We start from the raw sequence: 3,382 nt of genomic DNA on the forward strand, positions 1-3,382 counted from the left end.
CGAGCGTGGTGCCGGCGCCGAGGCAGGGCGCGGCCGGGCGCGGGCCGGCGTCGGTGCGCACGATGCCCTCGCTGCCGAAGAGGGTGTCGACGAGCTGCGGGCCGTGGTCGCCGCCGCCGGTGAGGAGCACGTATTCGGTGCCGCTGCCGAGCAGGCGCTCGAGCGCCTCGTCGGTCTCCGCGCCGCCCGCCACTTCGTCTCCCCCCTCGCCGTCCTCGCCGCCATCGTCCTCGTCGAACTCTCCCGCCTCGTCCCCGGCGAGGCCGGTCAGGCGCAGCAGCTCGTGGCGGTCGGCCACCAGCAGCGTGGTCTGCGGCAGGATCAGGTCGGCGAGCGCGGCGGCGATCTCCTCGCCCGCCTCGCCCAGCAGCGCCGCGACGTGCAGGCCGGGCTCGACCACCAGCGGCACGTCCGGGTAGTCGGCGAGGATCTCCGCGATCACCGCGACGTTCTCCACGCTGCCGCAGAAGCCGAGCTTGAACGCCGCCACCGGGACATCCTCGAGCACCGCGCGCACCTGCATCGCAATCAGCTCGGGCGCGACCGGCCACAGCTCGTCGATGCCGCGGGTGTCGCGCACCAGCGCCGCGGTCTGCACCGGCAGGGGGTGGCAGCCCATGCTCGCGAGGGTCAGGATGTCGGCCGCGAGGCCGCCGCCGGCCGTGGCATCGCCCGCCGACAGGCACAGCACGCAAGGGGGAGTTTCGGGGATGGCGAGCGGCATGGGAGGTGGAAATGCAGCGCGGATGAGGCGCGAGCGGATGCGTTAAGATAGGCGATCGATTCTACTCCAACCCTCGACTCACGCTGGAACATGGCCGATACCCCCTGGAAGACCTACATGTGCCTGATCTGCGGCTTCATCTACGACGAGGCCTCGGGCCTGCCCGACGAGGGCATCGCGCCGGGCACGCGCTGGGAGGACGTCCCGCCGAACTGGACCTGCCCCGAGTGCAACGCGCGCAAGGACGACTTCGAGATGGTCGAGATCTAGGCACGGCCCTCCACGCCCGACAACCCACCAGGAACACAGCATGGACCTTGCCGGCCTGAAGGTGATGGTCATCGACGACAGCAACACCATCCGGCGCAGCGCCGAGATCTTCCTCGCCCAGGCGGGCTGCGAGGTCGTCCTCGCCGAGGACGGCTTCGACGCGCTCGCCAAGATCGCCGACCATCACCCCGACGTCATCTTCGTGGACATCATGATGCCGCGCCTCGATGGCTACCAGACCTGCGCGCTGATCAAGAAGAACCCTCGCCTGTCGCCCACCCCGGTGATCATGCTGTCCTCGCGCGACGGCCTCTTCGACCGTGCGCGCGGACGCATGGCGGGCTCCGACGAATACCTCACCAAACCCTTCACCAAGGACAGCCTGTTGCGGGCGGTCGCCAGCCACGCCCGGCGCGGCGACGGCGCCGCGCACGCAGGCTGAGCCACGCCGGAGACGACCGATGCCCATCCGCAAGATCCTCGTGGTCGACGACTCGCCCGTCGAACGCCTCGCCCTGCAGGAGGTGCTGGGCCGCAACGGCTACCAGGTGCTGACCGCCGAGAGCGGCGAGCAGGCGATCGCGCGCAGCCGCAGCGATCGCCCCGACCTGATCCTGATGGACGTGGTGATGCCCGGCATGAACGGCTACCAGGCCACGCGCACGATCTCGCGCCACGACGAGACGCGCGACATCCCGATCATCATGTGCACCAGCAAGGGCCAGGAGACCGACAAGATCTGGGGCATGCGCCAGGGCGCGCTCGACTACCTGGTCAAGCCGGTCGACCACGACGAACTGCTCGCCCGCATCCGGGCGATGGGCTGATCCTCCATGGCACGCAGCAGCCTGCGCGAATTCCAGGAGCGCCTCGCCCGCCGTCTCGCCGAGGCCGCCGGCGCCGAGCGCCGCGGCCTGCTCGGCTTCCAGTGCGGCGACCATCACTGGCTGATCGAGCTCGCCGAGGCCGGCGAGATCCTGCCCCCGCCGCCCCTGTCGGCGGTGCCGCTCACCCGCCCCTGGTTCCGCGGCCTCGCCAACGTGCGCGGCAGCCTCTACGGCGTGGTCGACTTCGCCGCCTTCAACGGCCAGCCGCCGATCAGCGCGGCAGGACGGGCACGCCTGCTGCTGATCGGTGCGCGCCACGGCATCCACAGCGCGCTGCTGGTGTCGTCCTCGAGCGGGCTGCGCAGCCACGAGGACTTCGAGCCCGCCCCGGCCGACGACGCTCCGCCCTGGGTGGCGCGCCGGCTGCGCGACATGCAGGGACGCGAGTGGCTGCAACTCGATCCGGCCCGCCTGCTCGCACAGCCCACCTTCCTCGACGCCGGGCTGGAATGACGCAATCCGCCCCCGAATGAACCCGACCGAAATCGAGCATCGACCATGGCATTGAACCCGTTCGGCAGGAAAGACCCGGCCTCCGGCACAGGCACCGGCACCGAGGCCCAGACCATCATCGAGACCGCCCCACCGGTGCAGGCATCGACCAGCAAGCCCCCAGCCGCCCCCGCACGACCCGGCGGCCGGCTCGGCCTGTTCGGCGGGCTCTTCGTGGTGTGCGCGGCGATCAGCGCCGGCCTGCTCGTGTATCAGGCACGTGAGGCGAGCCTGTCCGCACTGCAGCTCGGCGCAGCAAGCGAGCTGCAGGCCCTGCCCGGGCAGATGGCCAAGTCGGCCCGCCTCGCCCGCCTCGGCGAGTCCGACGCGGTCGCCGAACTGGAGCAGACCCGGACGCGCTTCGCCGGCCTGATGCAAACCCTCGGCGAGGGCGGCAGCCATGCCGGCGCCGCGCTGCCGCCGCTCCCCGCGAGCATGCAGCCCCTGCTGCAGGAGCTCGACGCGCAGTGGCAAAAGAGCGCCACCCTGGCCGCCGGCCTCGGCGCCCAGGGCGGGGCGCTCGCCACCGCCAGCGTTGCCGTGCAGGCGATCAACGCCGCGGGCGGCGCCTTCGCCGACGCGGCCGACCAGCTCGGTCGCCGTGTGCTGGCGATGAACGGCGACCCTTCGACACTGCGCGCCACCCACGCCCTCCTGCTCCACGCGCAGCGCGCCGCCCTGCAGGCCAACGCACTCTTCTCCGCGGACGCGGACCCGGCGACCGCCACGACCGCGCTCGCCGGCGAGGCCGAACCGCTACGCCAGCGCCTGGCCGAGCTCGAGCGCCTGGGCAGCGGCAGCGCCCTCGATGAAAGCCTGCGCACCCTCGGCACCGCCGCGGCGCCGATCCTCGAGGCCATCGAACGCATCGGCGCCAACGCGGGCGCCCTGCAGCAGGTGAATGAAGCGAGCGCCGGCCTCGCCGCGAACGCCCCCGCCCTGCTTGCCGCGAGCTCGGCGCTCGGCACCGCGCTCGCCGGGCGCACCGGCGGCTTCGGCCCGCTGCACG

At 72.3% G+C, this 3,382-nt stretch carries 5 protein-coding genes and 1 pseudogene; 5 read left to right on the plus strand and 1 reads right to left on the minus strand.

The genetic code is table 11. The features are described from left to right. Positions 1 to 724 (minus strand): bifunctional hydroxymethylpyrimidine kinase/phosphomethylpyrimidine kinase (gene thiD / locus C667_RS21295; protein WP_051174709.1); only part of this gene is annotated, 724 nt, incomplete at its 3' end. A gap of 117 nt (positions 725 to 841) precedes the next feature. Here thiD and C667_RS21300 point away from each other — a divergent pair. The 5 genes and pseudogenes from C667_RS21300 to C667_RS21320 form a co-directional block, all read left to right on the plus strand. After that, complete coding sequence (locus C667_RS21300; protein WP_004383333.1) at positions 842 to 994, plus strand: rubredoxin; 153 nt, start codon at positions 842 to 844, stop codon at positions 992 to 994. 40 nt (positions 995 to 1,034) lie between these two features. Further along, complete coding sequence (locus C667_RS21305) at positions 1,035 to 1,436, plus strand: response regulator (protein WP_004383335.1); 402 nt, start codon at positions 1,035 to 1,037, stop codon at positions 1,434 to 1,436. A 19-nt stretch (positions 1,437 to 1,455) separates the two neighbouring features. Continuing rightward, positions 1,456 to 1,821 carry a response regulator gene (locus C667_RS21310; protein ID WP_004383337.1) on the plus strand — a complete coding sequence of 122 codons (366 nt, stop codon included), beginning with the start codon at positions 1,456 to 1,458 and terminating at the stop codon, positions 1,819 to 1,821. A 6-nt stretch (positions 1,822 to 1,827) separates the two neighbouring features. Beyond that, positions 1,828 to 2,334 (plus strand): chemotaxis protein CheW, encoded by a 507-nt coding sequence (locus C667_RS21315; RefSeq protein WP_004383339.1) that lies wholly within the window; start codon positions 1,828 to 1,830, stop codon positions 2,332 to 2,334. Between the two features lie 45 nt (positions 2,335 to 2,379). Continuing rightward, positions 2,380 to 3,382 (plus strand): annotated as a pseudogene (locus tag C667_RS21320) (methyl-accepting chemotaxis protein); the annotation flags it as partial.

The sequence above is a fragment of the Thauera phenylacetica B4P genome (assembly GCF_000310225.1).
In the GTDB taxonomy this organism is placed as follows: domain Bacteria; phylum Pseudomonadota; class Gammaproteobacteria; order Burkholderiales; family Rhodocyclaceae; genus Thauera; species Thauera phenylacetica.